This window comes from Flavobacterium cauense R2A-7, from assembly GCF_000498475.1.
Classification (GTDB): domain Bacteria; phylum Bacteroidota; class Bacteroidia; order Flavobacteriales; family Flavobacteriaceae; genus Flavobacterium; species Flavobacterium cauense.
Genome location: NZ_AVBI01000016.1, coordinates 218782 through 241303 on the forward strand (window position 1 = coordinate 218782; position 22522 = coordinate 241303).

Below are 22522 nucleotides of genomic sequence, written 5' to 3' on the forward strand. Positions count from 1 at the left end.
ATAAACAAATACCGATGAATTAAAAAACGATACCGTTTAGAACCGTTAAAAAATAAATTTTACACATGTGAAACCGATATTTGTGTGTAAATTTGCCGACTCAATTTTTTGACAACGATTTCATTAATTGAGCTATCTTATGGAAAACAGAAAAAAAGTAGCGTTCTACACGCTGGGTTGCAAACTGAACTTTTCAGAAACATCAACCATTGCACGTAATTTTCAGGACGAAGGTTTTGAACGCGTGGATTTTGAAGAGGTTGCGGATATGTACGTAATCAACACCTGCTCGGTTACCGAAAATGCCGATAAACAATTCAAACAGATTGTAAAAAAAGCCATGAAGCTGAATGATAAGGCTTTCATTGCGGCAGTAGGGTGCTATGCCCAGTTAAAACCCGAAGAACTGGCTGATGTTGATGGCGTGGATTTGGTCTTGGGTGCCACCGAAAAATTTAAGATTACCGATTATATTAATGATCTTTCCAAAAACGATTTGGGAGAAGTACATTCCTGCGAAATCGAAGAAGCCGATTTTTATGTGGGAAGTTATTCCATTGGCGACAGAACCCGCGCGTTTTTAAAAGTGCAGGATGGCTGCGATTATAAATGTACGTATTGTACGATTCCATTGGCACGCGGAATTTCACGTAGTGATACGATGGAAAACGTTCTGAAAAATGCCAAAGAAATTTCCGAACAGGGAATCAAGGAAATTGTGTTAACCGGTGTAAACATCGGGGATTACGGTAAAGGAGAATTCGGAAACAAAAAACACGAGCATACCTTTTTCGAATTGGTGCAGAATCTGGATCAAGTAGAAGGGATTGAGCGTTTGCGAATTTCGTCGATTGAGCCGAATCTGTTGAAAAATGAAACTATTGAATTTGTAGCGCAAAGCCGAACTTTTGTGCCTCATTTCCACATTCCGCTGCAATCAGGAAGTAACGATATTTTAAAGAAAATGAAACGTCGTTACCTGCGCGAAGTGTATACGGAACGTGTGGCGAAAATCCGAGAAGTAATGCCGCATGCCTGTATTGGTGTGGATGTCATTGTAGGATTTCCGGGTGAAACCGACGAGCATTTCTTGGAAACCTATCATTTCTTAAATGAACTGGATATTTCCTATCTGCACGTTTTTACCTATTCGGAACGTGATAATACCGAAGCGGCTGAAATGGACGGAATTGTTCCGGGTAATGTTCGTGCAAAAAGAAGTAAGATGCTACGTGGTTTATCCGTGAAAAAACGACGAGCTTTTTATGAAAGTCAGCTTGGAACCAACAGAACGGTTTTGTTTGAAGGTGAAAATAAAGAAGGCTACATTCACGGATTTACCGAAAATTACGTAAAAGTAAAAACGCCGTGGAATCCGGAATTGGTGAATACTTTGCATGAGATTAACTTGACCCGAATTGATGAAGACGGCAGTGTGAGAATGGAGTTTTTAAAAATTACGAATTAGAAATTACGAATTGCAAAAATGTTGTTTTTGTCATTCCGACGAAGGAGGAATCTCATTATTTTATTCTTAATTGTGCGATTCCTCCTTTGTCGGAATGACAAATCCTCTTTTAAAGTTTAATTTTAACTGTAATAAATATCGTAAAAACTACTTTTATTTAACCGCTATTTTAATATTTATAGTGGAATCGCAATTTGGTTATGCGGTATACGTTTTCACCCAATTGTTCTATAAATTCAAATTTATTTCTTCCCGGTTGTGAAAATGAAACAATCGATCCGGCCGCAATTTCATAATAATTTTTTTTGCCTTCCATCATAAAGCGGTCGCCGGTTTTGCGGTAAGCCGATCGGATTAAATCGAATTCAAAAAGATTCCAGGTGCTGAAATCGGCCGAGAAATCACCGGCAGAAGTGCAAATACCTTCCGTGATTTCCGTTTTGCTGCCGTAATATTTTTCGATGTTTTCAAAAAAATGAATAATATCGGTGTAGAATTCCTCTGATGTCATGCACTAAATGTACAGTATTTTTTCAGAAATAAAAAAAGCCGCTTCTTTTTTGAAACGACTTTTGGTTTTGTTTAGATTTTAATTCCCGGTGGAAGCAATTCTCTGTACACCGGATTTTTTCTGAAAAAAGCAGCTACTTTCGGATGAATCGGAACTACTTTCCATTTTTTTTCTTCTGCAACCAATAAAATCTGTTTTAAAAAATCAGACATGGTTTCCGAACCTTCAAACTGCTCCGGGATATTCACTTTGGAAAGGAAAATCTTTTTTTCCTGAAATGAATATTCAACCGTGAGTAACTGACCGTCAACAGTTGTTTCAAACTGTCTTGAAAATTCATTGTTTTTGATAATCATTAGAGGAGTTTTTGTCGAATGTAAATAAGGTACAAAGGTACTCATTTGAGAATCAATATCAAACTGTTTTCTAAGGTATTAAAATGGTTGGCTGTGTTTGTGTTTTAGTTAAATTTAAATTTTTTAATCGTGTTTAAATGCTTAAAAGTACTATTTTTATGGAAATTTCAATGTAACCTTTATCCGAATTCAATTTCCACTCAATGAATAAAATTCCCGTTTATTTTATGCCGGGTTTGGCAGCCAGTCCGAAGATTTTTGAAAAAATACAATTGCCAGAAGAGCAGTTCGAAGTACATCTTCTGGAATGGTTTTTGCCCAAGCCTAATGAAACGTTAGAAGGGTATGCGGAACGTATGGCTGAAGAAATAAAGCACGATGATGCTGTTTTGATTGGTGTTTCCTTTGGTGGGATTTTGGTGCAGGAAATTGCTAAAATAAAACAGGTTCGGAAAACAATCATTATTTCCAGCGTAAAGTGTGCCGATGAATTTCCGATGCGAATGAAATTGGCAAAAAATACCAAAGCGTATAAACTGATTCCGACGAGTATGTTTTCCAATGTCGAATTTCTGTTGAAATACGGAATGGGGGAAAGGGTAAAAGAACGTTTGGAATTGTATAAAATGTATCTTTCGGTTAACGATAAAAAGTATCTGGATTGGGCTATTGAAAATGTTTTGCTTTGGAATAGAAAAGAAATTGATGAAAAAGTCGTTCATATTCATGGGGATAACGATGATGTTTTTCCAATAAAAAACATTAAAAACTGTATAGTGGTAAAAGGCGGAACACACGCCATGATTCTGTTTAAATACAAATGGATGAATGAAAATCTGCCAAGAATAATAACGGAATAAAAAGTCGGGAATATGAAATTGATAAAAAGGTTGGCTGTAGTAGCAGCGGTTATGGTTATAAGCGGAATATTTATTTACGCTACAACAAGTGTGAATTCGGTGAAAAGTACCTATGAATTTACCAGAATTCCGTTAAATATTGATTTTTCGGGAGAGAAAACACCGTTAACGATTGCCGATGTCCGCGAGCGCTTTGATCGGGAATTGACAGTAAACGTTAATCTTCATGCGACGACCGAATTGGTGATTAAAAGAGCCAATCGCGTTTTTCCGGTTATCGAACCCATTCTGAAAAAAAATGGGGTACCGGATGATTTTAAATATCTCGCAGTTATCGAAAGCGGACTGGTAAATGTAACCTCTCCCTCAGGAGCAAAAGGCGTATGGCAGTTTATGCCGGAAACCGCAAAAGAGATGGGGATGGAAGTGAATGATGTAGTCGATGAACGTTATCATGTAGAAAAATCAACCGAGATTGCCTGTCAGTATCTTTTGAAGGCGAAAGCGAAATTCGGAAACTGGACCATGGCAGCCGCTTCTTATAATGGCGGTATGAACGGCATGGATCGTTTTATGGAAGCGCAAAAAGTGAGTGATTACTACGATTTACTTGTAAACGAGGAAACATCGCGTTACGTTTTCAGAATTCTGGCGTTGAAGGAAATCATGCAAAACCAACAGAAATACGGTTATGCCTTGCCAAATGAGATTTTATATCCTCAAATTCCGACGAAAAAAATTCCGGTTACGGCCAATATTGATGATTTGGCTGCTTTTGCAATCGAGCAGGGCATTAATTATAAAATTTTAAAAATTCACAATCCGTGGTTACGCGACAAAAAGTTAGTAGTACAACCCGGAAAAGTGTATACCATAGAAATTCCGTTAGAAGGATATATTAAAAAGTAATAATGAAAAAAATGACAGTATCTCTTGTTTTGGCGCTGATGGTCATCGGGTTGTTGGCTGGTATTTTAAGCGGACTGATAGGAGTTGGCGGTGGTATAATCATTGTTCCGTTGTTGCTTCTTTTGGGTTTTTCCCAACATCAGGCACAAGGCACAAGTTTGGCAGCGCTACTTCCTCCGGTTACTTTGCTGGCGGTTCTGAATTATTATAAAGAAGGCTATATCAACTGGAAATACGCCATTATCATTTCGGCAGTTTTTATTCTCGGAGGTTTTTTAGGCAGTAAATTGGCAATAAGTATCGACCAAAAAATACTTAAGAAAATATTTGGTGTGATTTTGTTGCTTGTGGCCGGTAAAATGATTTTGGGTAAATAATTACTGTTTGGCGATTCTGTCTTTAGCAGTTTTTTCATTAATTATGAGTACGCTGATTGCGTCATAAAAACGATCGTAATTCAATTCGAATGAAGCAGTATAGGTTGTTTTCGGTCCCGGATTAATGCCACCTCTGCGAATGTCAATCACATTCATGCCTTCGTCGATAAGAAAGGTTGTCGGAATGCCGAGTGTGTGCTTTAAGGTTGAAACCAGATAACAGTCTTTGTTGTAGGTTTCATCGGCATAGCAAACTTCAATTTGATAGCTGAATTTTTTGGCTATTTTTTTCATGTCCTTTCTTCTGTCCCAAAACACCACGACAATCTGAATGTCCTTTTCGTATTTTTTTGCCAATTTGTTCAGCGCTGGAATTTCGCCTTTTGCCGGTACACACCAGGAAGAATAGGTTAAGAGGTAAACCGGTTTTTTTATGGCATTGAGATGGAGTCGTTTTTTATGAACGCGTTTGAAACTGAAGTTGTCAAATTTTGTTCCGATAAGATGATTATGCACCAGAGAATCGAACAGTGTTTTTCCCAATTGCACATTTCCTTTCTCAAATGCGGCATTTGAACTTTTGATGTACGGTTTGATGTTTTTGTGGATGTTGTAAGAAAACAAAGCATGGGCGCTATCTTGTGCAGTAACTGTATAAGATAGAAGACAAACAGCTATAATTTTGAAGTAAAATTTAAGCATCTTCTTCGTTTTTGGTTCGATAAAATTACGGCTTTTATCGCCTACGGAATTTCTATGTCGGTAAGATGCATGAATAATCGACAGGAAACCTATAAAAACAACAAAAGCGCCATAATGACGCTTTTATTTTATTGGTAATGAGGTTGTTATATCTTTTTAAGCTGATCTTTCATCATTTTGATCTGATCTTTCAGCATGTTTTGTTTGTCTAATTTTTTAGCCTCATTCAATAGGTTAGTTGCTTCGATTTTTCTTCTTCGGGTCATGGCAATGCCAGCTAATTGTAGTTTCGCCAAAGCCAAATCCTGATCCATGCTTAAACCTAATTCAATTGCCTTTTTAAAATATTTCTCGGCTGCCGATAAATTCGTTTGCGAAACCAAGATTCCGTGAAGGTAATTGAAATAACCTTGTTGTTTGCGGATTAAAGCTGTTTCCGGATTTTTAATATGTGAAAGCCATTTTCCGGCGCCTTCCATGTTTTGTTTTCTCAATTGCAGGAAAGCCAACAATATAAATTCATTTTTAAAATAAAGTAAAATAAAAATAGAAGAGAAAAGGATCAGAAAAATTCCGTTTCCTATTTCTTTGTCTACGATTTGCCAAATCCCTAAAGCGATTAACAATCCGGCTAAAATCAGTTTAATATTTCTGTGAAACATAATGGTTTTATATTTAAGTTTGCAAATGTAATAAATAGTAATGAGCCACCGAAAAAAGTTTTTTTAAACAGTAACAATTCGGAGGAAAAAAGGGTTCTAACTGTTTATACTGTAATTATATGGCATAACGATAAAAATTTTTATCAAACCACTTGTCAGAAATAAAAGTCTTTGTATATTTGCACTCGGTTTTGAAGCGAGGTTAATTTCAAAGCTGGAACTATTTTAAAAACACGATTTAAAGATAAAAGCAATGAGTAAGAGAACGTTTCAACCATCGAAAAGAAAAAGAAGAAACAAACATGGTTTCATGGATAGAATGGCTTCTGCTAACGGAAGAAAAGTATTAGCACGCAGAAGAGCTAAAGGAAGACATAAGTTAACGGTTTCATCTGAGCCTAGACACAAAAAATAATGATTTTACAATCATAAATAGAGCGTTACTTTTTATCAGTAACGCTTTTTTTATACCTTATCGAGAATAAAGACGCAACTTTTTGTGTCTCAATAACTACAACAACACAACACAATGCCAAAAGACAATTCAATCAAATCGGTTTTAATTATTGGTTCGGGACCAATTGTAATCGGACAAGCCTGTGAGTTTGACTACGCAGGATCTCAATCTGCACGTTCGTTAAGAGAAGAAGGAATTGAAGTTATCTTGATTAACTCCAATCCTGCTACCATCATGACCGATCCTTCCATGGCGGATCATGTGTATTTAAAACCGCTAACGACAAAATCCATCATCGAAATCTTAAAAGCGCACCCACAAATTGATGCCGTTTTACCGACTATGGGAGGACAAACCGCATTAAATTTATGTTTGGAAGCGGATGAAAAAGGCATCTGGCAAGATTTTAACGTGCGCATGATTGGTGTCGATGTGAATGCTATCAACATCACAGAAGACCGCGAGCAGTTCAAACAATTATTAGAGCGAATTGAGGTTCCGACCGCGCCTGCAAAAACAGCAAACTCTTTCCTTAAAGGTAAAGAAATCGCGCAGGAATTCGGTTTTCCTTTAGTAATTCGTCCTTCGTTTACGCTTGGAGGAACCGGAGCAGCTTTCGTTTTCAAGAAAGAAGATTTCGACGAAAAACTAACCTACGGATTAGAAATGTCTCCTATCCACGAAGTATTGATTGATAAAGCACTTTTGGGTTGGAAAGAATATGAATTAGAGTTGTTACGCGATAAAAACGACAATGTTGTAATTATCTGTACAATTGAAAATATGGATCCGATGGGAATCCACACCGGTGACAGTATAACAGTGGCACCAGCCATGACGCTTTCCGACAGAACGTTCCAAAGAATGCGTGATATGGCAATTCTGATGATGCGTAGTATCGGAAACTTTGCCGGAGGTTGTAACGTGCAGTTTGCCGTTTCACCGGACGAAAAAGAAGACATCGTGGCGATTGAAATCAACCCACGTGTATCGCGTTCGTCTGCTTTGGCATCAAAAGCAACAGGATATCCAATTGCAAAAATTGCAACAAAATTAGCCTTAGGATATACGCTTGACGAATTGCAAAACCAAATTACAAAATCAACTTCCGCGTTGTTCGAGCCAACTCTGGATTACGTTATCGTGAAAATCCCGCGTTGGAATTTCGATAAATTTGAAGGCGCCGACAGAACATTAGGTCTTCAGATGAAATCGGTTGGCGAAGTAATGGGTATCGGACGTTCGTTCCAGGAAGCGCTACACAAAGCAACCCAGTCGTTGGAAATCAAACGTAATGGGTTAGGAGCTGACGGAAAAGGATATACCAATTACGATCAGATTATAGATAAATTAACTCATGCGAGCTGGGATCGTGTTTTCGTAATTTACGATGCAATTGCAATGGGTATTCCGTTAAGCAGAATCCACGAAATCACCAAAATCGATATGTGGTTCCTGAGACAATACGAGGAATTGTATGTGTTGGAAAAAGAAATTTCAAAATATAAAATAGATACGTTACCAAAAGAATTGCTTTTGGAAGCGAAACAAAAAGGGTACGGTGACCGCCAAATTGCACACATGCTGGGCTGTTTGGAAAGTCAGGTACATACGCTCCGCGATGAAATGGGAGTACAACGTGTATACAAATTGGTTGACACTTGTGCGGCTGAATTCAAAGCAAAAACACCTTACTATTACTCGACATTTGAGGCTGAAATTCAAAAAGCTGACGGTACTCGTTTCGTTGATAACGAAAGTGTGGTGTCTGACAAGAAAAAAGTAATCGTTTTAGGTTCGGGACCAAACCGAATCGGACAGGGAATCGAGTTTGATTATTCTTGTGTTCACGGGGTTTTAGCAGCATCAGAATGCGGTTACGAAACCATCATGATCAACTGTAATCCGGAAACGGTTTCCACGGATTTCGATACGGCAGATAAATTGTACTTCGAGCCGGTTTTCTGGGAGCATATTTACGACATTATCCGTCATGAGAAACCAGAAGGTGTAATCGTTCAGTTAGGTGGTCAAACGGCGCTTAAATTGGCTGAGAAGCTTTCGAAATACGGCGTGAAAATCTTAGGGACAAGTTTCGATGCTTTGGATTTGGCCGAAGACCGAGGCCGTTTCTCAGATTTGTTAACGGATTTACACATTCCGTTCCCGAAATTCGGTATTGCGGAAAGTGCGGATGAAGCTTCAAAATTAGCCGATTCATTAGATTTCCCGCTATTGGTTCGTCCTTCGTATGTGTTGGGTGGTCAGGGAATGAAAATCGTAATCAACAAACAGGAATTAGAAGAGCACGTAATTGATTTATTAAAATCGATTCCGGGTAATAAATTATTGTTAGACCATTATTTAGACGGCGCGATTGAAGCCGAAGCGGATGCAATTTGTGATGGCGAAAACGTATACATCATTGGAATCATGGAGCATATCGAACCTTGTGGTGTGCACTCGGGCGACAGCAATGCAACGTTGCCACCGTTTAACTTGGGAGAGTTTGTGATGCAACAGATTAAAGATCATACACATAAAATTGCCTTGGCTTTGAAAACGGTTGGTCTGATTAATATACAGTTTGCGATTAAAGACGATACAGTTTATATTATCGAAGCAAATCCGAGGGCATCGCGTACTGTGCCATTCATCGCAAAAGCCTATGGTGAACCTTATGTAAATTATGCTACAAAAGTAATGTTGGGGCACAATAAAGTAACCGATTTTACCTTCAATCCGCAATTGAATGGCTACGCGATTAAACAACCGGTATTCTCTTTCAGTAAGTTTAAAAATGTAAACAAAGCGTTAGGGCCTGAGATGAAATCAACGGGAGAAAGTATCTTGTTTATCGATGACCTGAAAGACGATCAGTTCTACGAATTGTACTCCAGAAGAAAAATGTACTTGAGTAAATAAGACTCAAATGCTTATAAAAGAAAATCCCTCAGTTGAGGGATTTTTTTATTGTTGACAGTTATGTTCTGGGTTTAATCGGAATCCAGATTTCTTCCTCCGAGTTAGGATCGTTGTTTTTGTATTTTTCGCCTAAAATTTCAAAATGCGGTCGATGGTCTAAATGGTATTCAGAATTCGGTAACCACTCTGCGAAAATGTAATGGAATATACTGTTGTCGGAACTTAAACCTTTGTATTCGAAGACGGCGTATAAACCAGTTGGGATTGTAAAAGTTTGCATGTCTTTAGGAATGATTTTAAAATCGGTTACTTCAATCGCTGCCCATTTTTCAAAACTGGCATTCGGATTGAAATCTTTAAAATACAAATCGTCATAGTGTTGAATGGAATAAAGATTGGAGTTAACAGCTCTCTTAATGTCTTTTCGTTTCGGCATAAAATTTTGCCACAATTCCATCGTTTTGTTATCGGTTAACGACATAATTGTTTGCATTCCGATTAGTTTTTTCTCTGAAAGAAGTTTGATTCTGGGTTTCATCTGTTTCGTTTTCAAAATCAAAAATACCAAAATAACATAGGAATCATCTGTTTTTAATTTAATAGCTTTACTGAAACTTATTATTCATGGCTTTTTTAAAGAAAATAAATGCGAAAGCAAAAGCAGATGCCAATACGGGTTTCGGAACCAATTCAACCAATTATGGTGGTCGTTTTATCAGTAAAAACGGGAATGCGAACGTAAAGAAAGAAGGCATCGGTTTTGTGGAAAGCATCAGTTGGTATCATACGATGCTGGTTGTTCCCCGATGGAAATTCATGGTGACAATTTTTGTTTTTTACCTGTTGGTCAATTTGGTTTTTGCCAGTGTGTATTGCATTATCGGAGTGGAACATCTTAACGGGATTTCGGCCGATAATCCAATCGATAAATTCGGACAGGCGTTTTTCTTCAGTGCACAAACGTATACTACCGTTGGTTATGGTCATATCAGTCCGACCGGATTTTGGGCCAGTTTTGTAGCTTCGGTGGAGGCATTATTTGGCTTGTTAAGCTTTGCGATTGCGACCGGTTTGTTCTACGGAAGATTCAGTAAACCAAAAGCGTTTATTCGTTTTTCAGAAAATGCCATTATTGCGCCCTACAAAGAAATTACGGCTTTAATGCTGCGAATGACGCCTTATAAAAACACCAATTTAACAGAAGCTGAAGCGCGACTGACCTTAGGAATGACTATTGAGGAAAACGGAAAACCGGTAAATAAATTCTATTCGCTGGATTTGGAGTTGCAACGAATCAATGCCTTAACGCTTAGTTGGACATTGGTGCACCCGATTACAGAGGAGAGTCCGCTCTACAATTTAACCAAAGAAGATTTTGAAAAAAATCAAGGGGAATTGGTAGTTTACGTAAAGGTTTTTGATGATATGTTCAGTACTTCCGTAGTGAAACGAACTTCGTATACTTTTGATGAATTCGTGTACGGCGCTAAATTCATTCCGATGTTTTCCAGAAGTGAAGACGACAGCCATACCCGTCTTTTTATTGACAAATTAAATGCTTTTGAAGCAGTCGAATTAAATTAAATAAAAAAGCCTTTCAGTGTTATGAAAGGCTTTTTGTTTTTAGTTTTTCTTCAAAAGGATTTTTTCCTGATTGAATTGGTAAGCGGCATCTAAGAAGTCTACCATTTTGCTCCAGTTTTTATTCGGCTGGAAATAATCCGTGTAATATTTGAAGGTTTTGATAATTAACTTGTTGCCTTCAATTACTGCTGTACTTGTAAAACCACCGGTTTCGTTTACAATGTTTTTATTCAGTTTTTCCAATCCGGTAACGGTGTATCCTTCTGGGATTTCCATAATAATTTCATCATCGAACGAACGCGGGAACGAGAAGTAAATGTTATTGGTTCGGGTTTTCTCTTTCTTACTTACTTCAAACTGTGATCCGATAAGTTTACCGATTTCAAAAATATAATTTTCTCCGGCTCTCTTGATAAGCTTGTTTTTAATGGAGAAATCTTCTTTGTAAATAAAAGGAGTTGTTTTTCCGAAACGTCCTGTGTTTATAATTTCAAGGGAGTGATCGTCAATTTCAAAACCGTATTCTTTGCCAGTTGAAACTTTTGATTCTTCTTTTCTTCTGTCTTTCAGTTTGTTAATAAGGGCGTCAAATTCTTTGGTGTATTGTTCGTTTTTCTTTTTGTTTTTAACGCGGTCAAGCAATGGGGTAGTGCCGTATTTGGCATAATCCTCTTTAACATAATCAAAGAAATACAGTTTTTCAGATTGCTCTTCGTCTTTGTTATGACCGTTTAAAGCCGTTTCACGATTTAACTGTAAGGTGTTGAAATCGTTGGCGATTTTTACACTGGTAACCTGTTTAGAAGTATTGTCTTTATGAGTAGACGATGGTAGTTTTACGTTATCCACATCTACTACTTTTTTCAGTTTTGTCACTTTTAAAGCATAGGCTTCCGTATTTTCCAATTGTGCTGAAAATTTATCCAAATCAGAGAAAGGAGAGAAATAATCAATATAAATTGGGTTTTCGGTGTTTACTTTTAAAAGAACCGTAGCATTTTTTTGAATCAGTAAGTCTTTAATCGGTCCGTTATGACGGTTGGTGCCCACAATAATGTCGTATTCGATTTTATTGTCTTTCAGGAACGCCATGAAGAAATCGATAAAGTCAATTTCAGAACGGAAGAAAATCGGATTGCTTCCGTACAAATCAAAAGGATACATGATTTTGGCTTCGCTGGCCACAAAAGCTTCCACATACATGGTGTAATAGTAGTGTCTGGTGTAGTAATAAACCGCTCTTACTTTTTCTTCCGTGCTGGCAAATGTTTTGTTTTTCAGGAACTTCTCGATATCTCCCATATTTCCGTATGGTCGGAACTTGTTCATGTAATAGTTCAGCACATCTTCTTTGGAAACGGTTTTTTTAACGATACTTTCTTTTTCCGGAAGGAAGGCATCGGCCATTTTTTCAAATTTTCCAGAACGTGCAAAGAATACCTGGAATTTATAACACGGCAATTCTACTAAAGGATAAAACCATGTTGGGAAATCGTTTTTATCGATATCGGTAGCAACCATTTCATATTTACGTTCGCCACTTTTATCCAAAGGGATTTCTTTTAACTCCGGACCTCCGTTATAGGTGTTGAAGTTTACAAAGAAGTCGTTTTCGGTTTGAAACGTCAATTTGTAGTTCATGATAGGGTGGTTGCCACCTAAAGTACGCTCTACTTCTTCAAATCCGTAGTCAAAAGTCGATTGAAAGGATTCGGTACTGTAATCGTAGATGTCAATAATGTCACCTATTTCCAGGTTGGGAATGGCGATTTTTTTCTGGTTGTCAACAGTTACCGCTTCTTTATCAACGTTAATTTCGATTTCTTTACCATCCGGTTTTAATACTTTGATACCGATTGTAGTTTTAATAGTTGTACCGTATCTTGGATTTGATTTCTCGGCATAAGTGAATTCCGAAAATTCCGTTACTGCAGCCTGATCCTGAAGTTTTACTCTTCTTCGGATAGCGGAACGATAGGTTACACTTTTACCGAATTTGTGAAAATCATAATCTTCATATTTGTAAATTACTACAGCCGATTCGTTTTTCCATTTTTCCGGAATGGAAGTTACCGTTTTGTAGCTGTCGTTTTTTCCCCAGAAGAAATCTTTGATTTCTGCTTTGTCCTGTGCAAAAACTGTTGCAGAAAAGAAGAACAGTGCCAGCTTCAGCATTTTTAGTTTCATAGATGTATAATTTATTTTTTAGTGGAATATGTTATCGCCTTATGTTTCATTAGTGTTTACCTGCGCAAACTTTTTGTTAGTGGCGATTTCATGTTGATTATGATTTTGTTAGGGTGATTTGTTCGTTGTAAAGTTTGTTCATTTTTTCGGTGAAGGCGTTCCATTCGATGAAATCGGACGCTTTGATAAGTCCTTTTTTAAACTCGAATTTCTTTTTGTAAACGATTTCATTGCCAACCTGTTCGTAACTGATGTTAACCGTGTAATCCGGTTTCTGGATGGACAAGGATTCCGGTAATTTTGTTACTTTATAGCCTGCCGGAATTTCCAGTTTAAGCAAAGCTTCGTAATTTTCTTTGTGCGGGAATTCGAAATCGTTTTTGCGTTCTTTGAACAGAAGGTGTCCGAATTCTTTTTTAAAATCCAAATCGATGTAAATATCATTGTCGAAACGGGAAACCTTATTGTCGATTCTGATGTCATATTCAAGGGATAATTTTTTGTCCCTGTTGCTTAAATCGGAAGTTGATACCGAAGCAATTGTCAGGTTTTTATCGTCATCGGTTAAATAATTCTGAAGCGCTTCCTCTTTGTTGTTGTTTTTGATGTTGTTGTAGCTGTAAAGAAATGAAGCCCTGCTTTCTCCGGTGAATGTGTTGGACGTTTTGCCGGTAATGGTTTCGTTTTCGATATGTAATTTTGCCGAAAAAGTTTCCGTATTGGCAAGTGCATCTGAGGAAGGTACTTTTTCTATGATGAATTTATCGCCGTCTTCAATCAGAACATCTTTACCTTGAATACGTTCTGCATATTCACCAAAGGAGTTGAATTTTTCGGTTCCGTCAAGGAAGTATTTTTTTCCGTTGTGGAAAAGCGTACAAATCATGTGATTGTCAACTGAAAGTGATGGTATCGTGTAATCGTAAGCGATTCTTTTTGTACCAATCCAGGTCAGTCTTGCATCAAAACCGGCTTCTTTCAGCATTTGCTTAGTTAAGTTGGCCATTCCTTTACAGTCGCCATAGCGTTTCTGGAAAACGTTTTGTGATTCGTCGGGTTTGAAACCGGCAATTCCGTCTTCAAAAGCGATGTATCGGATATTGTCCTGAACCCAATAGTAGATGTTTTTTATTTTTTCTTCGTCGGTTTTTGCTTTTTCCGTCAGCTCTTTTACTTTGTCTTTTAGGGCGGCAGGATTTTCTTTCATCATGTTAACCAACGACTTGTACCATTTGTATAAATCGGCTGTAGTGCTGAAAAGCGTGGTTTTTTTATTGTCTTTGGTGTACGATTTTGCAATCAGCATTATGTGCGGATAGATGTAACTCGGTCCCGGAGACAATTTTTCGTTTACGCCTGGTGCTACGTTTTCCAGAAGATAGGTGTAAACCGTACTGTTGCTTTTCGGGTCATTTTTTATCTCTTTTTTGATTTCCAATCCGGCAAAGTTAAATTCCTTGATTTCCAGTTCCAGCCAGTTGGGTACCGAAATTTTTATTTCTTTTTTTACGATTGGGTATTCGTCGTTAAAATAAATGGTAGTAAAGTATTTTACGTCTTTGTATTTTTTGTTGAGTTCATAGTTGTAGGAATAGCCCTGAACCGGAAAATCAACGGTCATGTATTTTACTCTTGCGTCGTTGTAGAACAAATCGTCGCTTTTGTAAAATTCATCTTTCACCAGGAAATTGGCTTTCTTGTCGTTTCTGAATTTCATCTGAAAATCTTCAATTTCCGTTTCGCTGTCATAAAATTCAACCTTTTGAATGTCTGCACGATGCGTAATGTTCATTAGGTTTTCTTTGATGTTTTGGAGAACGGTAACCTTTTCTTCCTTGGCATTAAGACCGAAGGTGATGTTTTCACTACTGGACAATATGGCTACATCCGATTTGGTGTGTTTTTCTCTTATTTTTTTAGCCAATACGATGTCTTCCGTTGTTGGGTCGATGTTTTTTTGAGAATAGGTCTGTTGAACAAAAAGCGACAACAGTAGGAAAGCATAAAATCGTTTTGACATAGTACAATGTATTTGGAATGCGAATATAATTATTATTTATAAAAAAAGCCTTTCAGTTCATACTAAAAGGCTTTGAAAATTACTAACTAACACGATTTATTTAAGAATGCAATCTACGCTGATATTCACTTTTTTAGATACTTTGTTGCTTACCATTTTAGGGATTTGGATGTTGAAATCATCCGAATTCACGGTGAAATCTGTTGTCAGTGCTATTCCTTCCTCTGTTTTTTTGATTTTTGCAGGAACGGTTATTTCTTTTGACTTTCCGTGTAACTCCAACATTCCTTTTATGGTAAATTCTCTATCTGATTCGGATAATTTATTCATGTCGAAACCGTATACTTTGCCTTTAAATGTAGCTTTAGGATGCCGGTCACTTTCAAGGTAGTTTTCGTTAAAGTGCTCTTCCATTAATGCAATTTTGAATCGGAAACCTTTTATCAGCGCCAAGGCTGCAATTTCTCCTGTTTCAGTATTCAGTACTACGGTTGCGGTTTTGTTTTGTGCTTTTACTTCTTCAAAGGAAGGGACGGAGGCTTCAAAACGGATATCGCCGGTTTTGGTTATTTTTTTCGATTGTGAAAATCCACAGAAAGCTGCAAAAAACAGGATTGTGAAAAATAGTTTTGTTTTCATGATAAGTTGTTTATTCAGGAAAATTATCATCTCTCCAGGCTTTAATCTGGTCAATTTTTGATTGTGGTAACCGTGGCCCTCCAAAGGGCATTGAGAAACTAGGATCAAAACTAGAAATCCGATCAATTAATCCCTGGTTTAAAACCGCATTCTTCAAATCATCGTATGTAAGTAATGACATCGGCGCGCCGTTTTGGGGTGGCTGGGTATGACAGACGATGCAATTTTCGGTGATAATTGTTCTAACCGTTCCGTTGTATGTGATTGTTTCTACCGGAGCGCCCGCTAAATCAGATTCAGAATCATTAGAGCAGCTCAATAAAACCAATGCTGTTGTTGTTATAAGAATTAATTTGCGTGTGTTCATGGTTTTAATATTGTATCTTTAAAGTTATGATTAATTTTTTAGATATTAAAAAAATATTTGGTTAAATTTGTAAGAAATAAATAGTAAAAATGAAAAAAAATAAAATTATACTTATTTCGGTTTTTGTTTTGATTCTCGGCTATCTGATTTATTCCTATGTCTACAAATCGCATCGTGATATTGCTTCTGAAAAGGAAAGTTTTTTGGTTACCGCTGATGCTGTTTACAATGAATTCAAAACAGATGAATCCAAAGCCAATCAGAAATATCTCGATAAGACTATAGATGTATACGGAAAAATCTCGAGTGTGGATTTAAAGGAAAACACAATTGTTATCGATGAGAAAATGTTTGCGGTGTTTAAGGATAAAATGCCTGCAGGACTTCGGTTGCAATCCGACATAAAAATAAAAGGACGTTTCATCGGCTACGACGATTTGTTGGGCGAAATGAAAATGGACCAATGTGTAATCGAAACCGAATGATATGAAACAATTTTTTACTTTTTTCCTGTGTGCGTTTGTTTGTCAACTGTCCTTTTCCCAACAGGATATTTTTGAATTGGCCAGAAGCGGTACGGTCGAAGCGATGAAAACAGTGTTGAAAGAAAACCCATCAGCCATTAATTCCGTAAATAAGGATGGATACAGTTTGTTGGTATTGGCCACTTACAGAGGTAATAATCCGGTTGCAAGGTTTTTGGTGGATAACGGGGCTGACATTAATGGAACCAGCAATTACGGTTCTCCGTTGATGGCTGCAGTCGTAAAAGGAAACAGTGAAATCGCAAAATTACTTTTAGAACATCATGCCGACACAAGTATTGCGGATTCTAGTGGAAACACGGCTCTTATTTACGCTGTTATTTTCAAAAAGTACGATTTGGCAGAAATGCTGGTAAATGCGAAAGCCAATGTGAATTGGAAAGATATTAGAGGAAATTCTGCTGTCGATTATGTTAAAATGACTAATGATGAAAAATTACTCCAACTTTTAAAAAAATGATGATATGAAAAAAATTACGTTTACTTTTCTCGCATTTTTATTGGGTTTAGGTGCGTTTGCTCAGTCTTATTCTACCGGAACAGTTACTTTTTTTGCTAATTATTCCGGTAAAGTTGATGTGACGAACACTACTGTTACTTTAACATTGATAGGGCCTTCCACCAGTTGGTTAGGGGTAGGTTTTAATGCGCCGGGTTTAATGGATGATATTGGTAAAGATGTTGTAATCTTTGATGGAACCAGTATGACCGACAGAAGTTTTAACGGTTTAGGTGTTACGCCGCCTTTGGATACGCAAAATTGGACAGTGGTTTCAAATACAATCAATACCGGTGTACGAACAGTTGTGGCTACTAGAAGCAGGGTTGCGAGTGAAGGGACAGACTATACTTTCCCATTGGCAGCTCAATCTTTGCAGTTAACTTTCGCCAGAGGATTGTCATTATCGGTAACTTACCACGGAAGCGGCAATTGTGGCGCTACTGTTGCCAATCTGACGCTGGGTATTCAGAATTTTGATTTGGAAAGTTTTAAAATGTATCCGAATCCGGCAAATGATTATACATCCATCGAATTACCGCCACAAACGGAAGAAGCTCGAATTCAGATCTATGATGTTTCCGGAAGAAAGGTAAAAGAAACCGCATTGTCTGTAACAAATAACAAAATTGATCTTTCCGGATTAAATGCAGGGATGTATCTCATGAATATTAAAACAATTGACGGTCAGGGAACGAAAACATTAGTTATTAATTAAGCTTATGAAGAAAATAACATTAATCTTACTGTTGTTCCCGCTTTATGTTTTTTCTCAAGATGATTTATTATCGGAGATTGATACGGTTAAATCGGAAGCTAAAGTCGAATCGGCCTTTAAATCATTGAAAATAATCAATCTGGAATCTACAAAATTAGCAGCCAAAGGAGATTTTTATTTTATAGTTGCCCATCGTTTTGATTATCTGAAAAACGGTTTCGACGACTTTTTCGGATTGGACAATGCCAATACACAATTGAAATTCCTTTACGGTCTGAACAAATGGCTTACGATTCATGTATCCCGAAGTGGTTTTCAGGAAACGTATGATTTGGCGGCCAAATACCGGCTACAGCCTCAGCAAAAGGATGGTTTTCCAGTGTCGCTTGTCGGTTTCAGCAGTGTCGCGGTAAATTCTGAAATGAAAAAACGAGATTATCCGAATATGAATTTCAGTAACCGATTAAGTTATGTAACGCAGTTGTTGGTTTCCCGAAAATTCGATGAACATCTTACGCTGGAAGTAGCACCAACTTATTTTCATGAAAATACAATCCGCGATGTGTTTGATTCCAATGGTAATCCGATACTGCCAAATCCTCAAAACAACAGTCAGTTTGCTGTTGGGATGGGAGGGCGTTATAAAATAACAAAACACGTATCCATAAACATGGATTATGCGGCGCATTTGAACCGTGCTTCCGAATCGGTATATAGAAATCTGCTTTCGGTTGGGGTTGATGTGGAAACGGGCGGACATGTTTTTCAGATGCATTTTACAAATTCCAGAGCCATGCATGAAACCGGGTATCTCGGACAAACTTCCGGAGATTGGACAAAAGGCGAAATTTGTTTCGGATTTAATCTGGTCCGCGTTTTCTAATCTGTCAGATATAAAAAAAGTCCCGATTTTTATCGGGACTTTTTTAGTTTTAATTTTTGATGATTTTACCGGAAGATTTTTTGCCTAAATCGTTTTCAAGAACGATAACATAGGTGCCGGTTTTTAATTCCTGGACAGAAATCGAGTTGTCTGGAACGCTGGTTTTTTTGATGATTTTTCCGGTTATGTCGTAAATCGTAACGGTTTTTATTTTTTCATTTGGATTTGCGGTATTGAATCGGATAAAGTCATTTGCAGGATTCGGATACATGGTGAAATTACCCAAATTGTTTTCCGCTACAGCAAGCGTACTACCTTCAATAACGGTTAAAGCTTGATTGGAAGTAGGGTTGACTATAGTGTCAACTACACCCGAAGGCCAAATGATTACCACTTGGGTGATTTGTGTTTCCGTTCCCAGTCCGAAATGAGTGTTTAAGGTGCTCATGTTTCTAAAACCATCACCGCTTCTCACATCTCTGATTTGTTTGCCCCAAGCGCCATAAATTTCGACGCGGGCACCAATACCGTTACTGTTGCTTTGTATGCCTTTCAGGTTAATTTTAATCCAATTATTTGCATTTGGATTGTTGTAGTAAATAGTGCTTCCGTTTTGAACGTCCAGAAAACCATCGTTATTCAAATCGCCAATTGGCCCGTTGGTTGGAGCAACAGAATACGGGGTGAAAGTCATGTTTCCGTTGTTAATCATTATTGCGTTTCCGGCTCCGAAAACATCTACAAAACCATCGTTGTTGAAGTCATGCGCCACATGCTCGATTCCCATGGAGGCAAACGTATCGTATCCGGAACCGGCTGTTACGTCCGTGAAGGTTCCGTTACCGTTATTTTTCATTAGTTTGTGCATGCCGTTTGCATTGGAACTGGCTCCTACAAGCGCGTCCATATCGCCATCATTGTCGAAATCACCCCAAGCGGAAGACCATGTCTGAACCGGATCGGCCATGTTTGCGGCGACACTTACATTGGTAAAAGTTCCGTTACCATTATTGCGGTGTAGTTCGTTAATATTGGCCGTGGTGACACCGCCTCTGCATTTTGCGATGAACAGATCGGAATCACCATCGTTGTCATAATCCACCCAAATAGAACCGTAGTTGCCTCCTTCGGTATGATCGCCTAAACCACCCTGATTGAAGTTTAAGATGCCACTTCCGTTGTTTAGGAAATAAACGTTTGGATCTACATCATGACAAACAAAAGCATCTAGATTTCCGTCTTTGTTAATATCCGTGAAATTGGAACGCTGGCAAAAAATGTATTGGGCAAAATTCACCGAATTATAAGTAGTTCCGCTGCTCGCCGATTGTAAAAAGGTAGCGCCGTTTCCGCCACCCAAAAGCAAATCATTAAAGCCATCTTTGTTGTAATCGCCGGCAGCAATGCTCCATGAAGGCAGATTGGTAACTCCGGAAACGGGTATGTTTACAGTTGTAAAACCCGGTGAACCTACGTTTTTCTTTAAAATCTGTAGTTGTGTTGCGCTTACCGAAACGATATCGTCCAGATTATCTCCATTCATATCAACCACACAATTGTTATAGGTACCCGAGAGTGAAACCGTTTGAGAAGAAAAAGAAATTACCGGAATAACCAAAGGCTGTTCAATCAGATCAAAAGTGAATCCGGAAGCATTCCAGCGGTTGTCAAAAGCAATATAATAGGTAGTACCGGCTGTAACATTGAAAGTAGCGATGGATAAATAACCGTTCCCGATAATTCCGCCATCGTCATCACCAGAGACACAGCTTAAGGCAGCACAACCACCGGTATACACATTGAAACGGGTGTCTTTGCCGGAATTGATGGCTAAATCAGTTGTTATGGTAACGGTGTAATTGCTTGTTGGGGTATAAGTATACCATTCGCTCAGGGTTGCATTGGTTGTATTTGGTCCGCATAAGATAGTGATGGGAGTCGGACCGTCAATTACACTTACAATATGGCTTCCTGCGGTTATCGGAAGTGCCGTGGCACAAGTGTTTTGTGCGTTGGTTACCCAAGAGGTAATTCCAAGAATAAGTAGGGTAATTTTTTTCATAGGCGTATGCTTTGTGTTGGTTTGTTTTTTATGATTTAGTTGCAGGCAGGTGTTAAGGAGTTAATCCATTGTTCAATGAGCTGCAATCCTTCTTCATGAACAATTGTTCTTCCCAATAGCGGCATTCTGGTGGCTTCATTTACAGAACTCATTCTGAAATGCATTACCGAACGCTGTGCATTTCCTTTGTTGACAATATGGGTTAATGAATTATCAATGTTTTCCTGTGGTGCAACACATACTCCCAAATTAGTAGGATCGGCAGTTTCACTAAAAGCAAAACGCATCGGTCGGTAATCACAATGGCTGTTGGTTGCATGGCAATGGGCACAATTGGCATCTATGTAGGAACGCACTCTTGTTTCCAAAGGCTTAGATGTGTCTTTCCAATTAACGGTACTTACTATATTGCTCGGATAACTTTCCAAATATCCTTCTTCTTTCCATTTTGCCAATTGATTTGTGGAGCCGTTGGTATAATTGTAATTGAAATTCAGACTTTGAGGTTTTGGTCCTATTGGAATCGGTTTTTCGTTTGATTTATGGCAGGTAAGACATTCTGTTCCAGAAGGGATGCGGTAATTCGAGGATTTTATCACATCATTTTCATCCTTCCACGAAATAGGGAAGTAACTGCCGGCCAAATCAAGGTACGCTTCTGTTTGGTCATTATTCCAAACATAGTTTGCGAAAATCCAGATGTCTTTTAGGTTTTCGTCAACACCTTTTTTAATCATCACACGGGTTTCGATAATGCGAGTAGTGTTTGCCGGTTGTACGTTTTCGTAATAAAATGTTTTTATTAAAGCTGTTCCTGTTGGGAATTTCAAAATCTTTCCATCGCCATCGTAAGTTGCTTTTACGCCTGAAGGCATCCATACGAAACGTTTTTTGTGTGCGTAATCGGTGAATAATTGACTCGCGGGTTCGTAAGGAAGTACTTTGTAGGAAGGGGTCTGATTTTTTAACGTTCCTTCAAAGAACTTATAATCAGAAAGTTTTGGGTACGGAACCTGAGTGATGTCCAATACAACGGGTGAAACAGGTGTGTATTCTTCTGTTTCATCATTGGTATTGCAGGCTATTATTGTTGTCAGCGCCAGTATTAAAAGGAAACCTGATAATTTTAGTAGGTATTTTTGTTGCATATTTATTATATAATTTAAGTCAATGCTTTCAAATATATAATAAATTTATCTTTTTTATGGGTTATTGTGGTTTATTAATAAAATATTTTAAAAATGTTATAATTCTAATTTTACATTAAAAGCTTCAAGGTTTTTGAGTGCTTCTGCAGAAGAATAATCAAAAGTGTTTTCAATTGCTTTGTATTCTTTCTTGCTGTTCATTCTTCGAACTGATTCATAAAATCGACGCACTTCTTCCGGATTGGAGAGGATCAATGTTGGAACGGGAACAGAATTTCCGCTATTGTCTTTGGCAACCATGGTAAAATAGGAAGAATTGCAATGCTTCACTTTTCCGGTCTGTATGTTTTCGGACGTCACTCGAATACCTACCACCATCGACGTTTTTCCAACGTAATTCACAGAGGCTTTTAGGGTTACAAGTTCGCCCACCTCAATTGGATTTAAAAAATCAACCGTATCCACAGATGCTGTCACACAATATTTTCCCGAATATTTAGACGCCGAGGCAAACGCAATCTGATCCATAAGGGAAAGAATGTAACCTCCATGAATTTTTCCGCTGAAATTCGAATGCGACGGCAGCATTAATTCGGATAAAGTGATTTTTGAGGCACTTACTTTTTTGAAATTTTCCATAGTT

The 22522-nt window shown here is 37.9% G+C and carries 23 protein-coding genes; 11 read left to right on the plus strand and 12 right to left on the minus strand.

The features are described 5' to 3' along the window. Positions 1–139 precede the first annotated feature (139 nt). Positions 140–1468 (plus strand): tRNA (N(6)-L-threonylcarbamoyladenosine(37)-C(2))-methylthiotransferase MtaB, encoded by a 1329-nt coding sequence (gene mtaB, locus FCR2A7T_RS08975; protein WP_023570963.1) that lies wholly within the window; start codon positions 140–142, stop codon positions 1466–1468. Between the two features lie 169 nt (positions 1469–1637). Here the strand turns inward: mtaB and FCR2A7T_RS08980 are convergent, their stop codons facing one another. Both FCR2A7T_RS08980 and FCR2A7T_RS08985 read right to left on the minus strand, forming a co-directional pair. Next, positions 1638–1979: a hypothetical protein gene (locus FCR2A7T_RS08980; RefSeq protein WP_023570964.1), complete on the minus strand. Its 342-nt coding sequence runs from the start codon at positions 1977–1979 to the stop codon at positions 1638–1640. A 71-nt stretch (positions 1980–2050) separates the two neighbouring features. Beyond that, on the minus strand, positions 2051–2335 hold the full coding sequence (locus tag FCR2A7T_RS08985; protein ID WP_023570965.1) for a GNAT family N-acetyltransferase: 285 nt from the start codon (positions 2333–2335) through the stop codon (positions 2051–2053). A 203-nt stretch (positions 2336–2538) separates the two neighbouring features. Between FCR2A7T_RS08985 and FCR2A7T_RS08990 the strand changes: the two genes are divergently transcribed. Genes FCR2A7T_RS08990 through FCR2A7T_RS09000 form a run of 3 tightly spaced genes read left to right on the plus strand, consistent with a single transcriptional unit; the run spans position 2539 to position 4481 of the window. Further along, on the plus strand, positions 2539–3195 hold the full coding sequence (locus FCR2A7T_RS08990; protein ID WP_023570966.1) for an alpha/beta hydrolase: 657 nt from the start codon (positions 2539–2541) through the stop codon (positions 3193–3195). Between the two features lie 12 nt (positions 3196–3207). Continuing rightward, a complete protein-coding gene (locus tag FCR2A7T_RS08995) occupies positions 3208–4104 on the plus strand; it encodes a lytic transglycosylase domain-containing protein (protein ID WP_023570967.1) in 897 nt (298 codons plus the stop codon). A 2-nt stretch (positions 4105–4106) separates the two neighbouring features. Beyond that, on the plus strand, positions 4107–4481 hold the full coding sequence (locus FCR2A7T_RS09000) for a sulfite exporter TauE/SafE family protein (protein ID WP_023570968.1): 375 nt from the start codon (positions 4107–4109) through the stop codon (positions 4479–4481). Here the strand turns inward: FCR2A7T_RS09000 and FCR2A7T_RS09005 are convergent, their stop codons facing one another. After that, positions 4482–5183, minus strand: coding sequence for a TlpA family protein disulfide reductase (locus tag FCR2A7T_RS09005; RefSeq protein WP_023570969.1), 702 nt, complete (start codon positions 5181–5183; stop codon positions 4482–4484). A 146-nt stretch (positions 5184–5329) separates the two neighbouring features. Then, positions 5330–5845, minus strand: a complete 516-nt coding sequence (locus FCR2A7T_RS09010; RefSeq protein ID WP_023570970.1) for a hypothetical protein — start codon at positions 5843–5845, stop codon at positions 5330–5332. A gap of 253 nt (positions 5846–6098) precedes the next feature. On the opposite strand from FCR2A7T_RS09010, the gene rpmH reads away from it, so the two are divergent. Next, positions 6099–6260: a 50S ribosomal protein L34 gene (gene rpmH, locus FCR2A7T_RS15010; RefSeq protein ID WP_008464848.1), complete on the plus strand. Its 162-nt coding sequence runs from the start codon at positions 6099–6101 to the stop codon at positions 6258–6260. Between the two features lie 114 nt (positions 6261–6374). Next, entirely contained in the window at positions 6375–9227 is a 2853-nt protein-coding gene (carB, locus tag FCR2A7T_RS09015; RefSeq protein WP_023570971.1) for a carbamoyl-phosphate synthase large subunit, read from the plus strand. Between the two features lie 58 nt (positions 9228–9285). Here carB and FCR2A7T_RS09020 read toward each other — a convergent pair whose 3' ends face one another. Next, positions 9286–9765 carry a GyrI-like domain-containing protein gene (locus FCR2A7T_RS09020; protein WP_023570972.1) on the minus strand — a complete coding sequence of 160 codons (480 nt, stop codon included), beginning with the start codon at positions 9763–9765 and terminating at the stop codon, positions 9286–9288. A gap of 86 nt (positions 9766–9851) precedes the next feature. Here FCR2A7T_RS09020 and FCR2A7T_RS09025 point away from each other — a divergent pair, with 86 nt between their 5' ends. After that, the gene (locus tag FCR2A7T_RS09025; protein ID WP_023570973.1) at positions 9852–10811 is read left to right on the plus strand and encodes an ion channel; all 960 of its coding nucleotides are present in this window, start codon (positions 9852–9854) and stop codon (positions 10809–10811) included. A 39-nt stretch (positions 10812–10850) separates the two neighbouring features. Here the strand turns inward: FCR2A7T_RS09025 and FCR2A7T_RS09030 are convergent, their stop codons facing one another. The 4 genes from FCR2A7T_RS09030 to FCR2A7T_RS15015 form a co-directional block, all read right to left on the minus strand. Next, the gene (locus FCR2A7T_RS09030; RefSeq protein ID WP_023570974.1) at positions 10851–12998 is read right to left on the minus strand and encodes a DUF3857 domain-containing protein; all 2148 of its coding nucleotides are present in this window, start codon (positions 12996–12998) and stop codon (positions 10851–10853) included. Positions 12999–13095: 97 nt separating this feature from the next. Beyond that, positions 13096–15018 (minus strand): transglutaminase domain-containing protein, encoded by a 1923-nt coding sequence (locus tag FCR2A7T_RS09035; RefSeq protein WP_023570975.1) that lies wholly within the window; start codon positions 15016–15018, stop codon positions 13096–13098. Positions 15019–15114: 96 nt separating this feature from the next. Further along, positions 15115–15657, minus strand: coding sequence for a YceI family protein (locus FCR2A7T_RS09040; protein ID WP_035117999.1), 543 nt, complete (start codon positions 15655–15657; stop codon positions 15115–15117). Between the two features lie 10 nt (positions 15658–15667). After that, positions 15668–16024 carry a hypothetical protein gene (locus FCR2A7T_RS15015; protein ID WP_081709380.1) on the minus strand — a complete coding sequence of 119 codons (357 nt, stop codon included), beginning with the start codon at positions 16022–16024 and terminating at the stop codon, positions 15668–15670. 89 nt (positions 16025–16113) lie between these two features. On the opposite strand from FCR2A7T_RS15015, the gene FCR2A7T_RS09045 reads away from it, so the two are divergent. From FCR2A7T_RS09045 to FCR2A7T_RS09060, 4 genes are read left to right on the plus strand one after another with little or no spacing between them, the layout of a single operon-like run. Then, positions 16114–16509: an OB-fold protein gene (locus tag FCR2A7T_RS09045; RefSeq protein ID WP_023570978.1), complete on the plus strand. Its 396-nt coding sequence runs from the start codon at positions 16114–16116 to the stop codon at positions 16507–16509. Between the two features lies 1 nt (position 16510). Continuing rightward, positions 16511–17029: an ankyrin repeat domain-containing protein gene (locus FCR2A7T_RS09050; protein ID WP_023570979.1), complete on the plus strand. Its 519-nt coding sequence runs from the start codon at positions 16511–16513 to the stop codon at positions 17027–17029. 4 nt (positions 17030–17033) lie between these two features. Continuing rightward, complete coding sequence (locus FCR2A7T_RS09055) at positions 17034–17786, plus strand: T9SS type A sorting domain-containing protein (protein ID WP_023570980.1); 753 nt, start codon at positions 17034–17036, stop codon at positions 17784–17786. Between the two features lie 4 nt (positions 17787–17790). After that, positions 17791–18669: a DUF5777 family beta-barrel protein gene (locus FCR2A7T_RS09060; protein WP_023570981.1), complete on the plus strand. Its 879-nt coding sequence runs from the start codon at positions 17791–17793 to the stop codon at positions 18667–18669. 49 nt (positions 18670–18718) lie between these two features. Here FCR2A7T_RS09060 and FCR2A7T_RS09065 read toward each other — a convergent pair whose 3' ends face one another. The 3 genes from FCR2A7T_RS09065 to FCR2A7T_RS09075 all read right to left on the minus strand — a co-directional run bounded on the left by FCR2A7T_RS09065 (position 18719) and on the right by FCR2A7T_RS09075 (position 22518). Further along, positions 18719–20731 carry an FG-GAP-like repeat-containing protein gene (locus FCR2A7T_RS09065; protein ID WP_023570982.1) on the minus strand — a complete coding sequence of 671 codons (2013 nt, stop codon included), beginning with the start codon at positions 20729–20731 and terminating at the stop codon, positions 18719–18721. 35 nt (positions 20732–20766) lie between these two features. Then, entirely contained in the window at positions 20767–21879 is a 1113-nt protein-coding gene (locus tag FCR2A7T_RS09070) for a hypothetical protein (protein ID WP_023570983.1), read from the minus strand. Between the two features lie 96 nt (positions 21880–21975). Continuing rightward, positions 21976–22518, minus strand: a complete 543-nt coding sequence (locus FCR2A7T_RS09075; RefSeq protein WP_023570984.1) for an acyl-CoA thioesterase — start codon at positions 22516–22518, stop codon at positions 21976–21978. Positions 22519–22522: the final 4 nt, after the last annotated feature.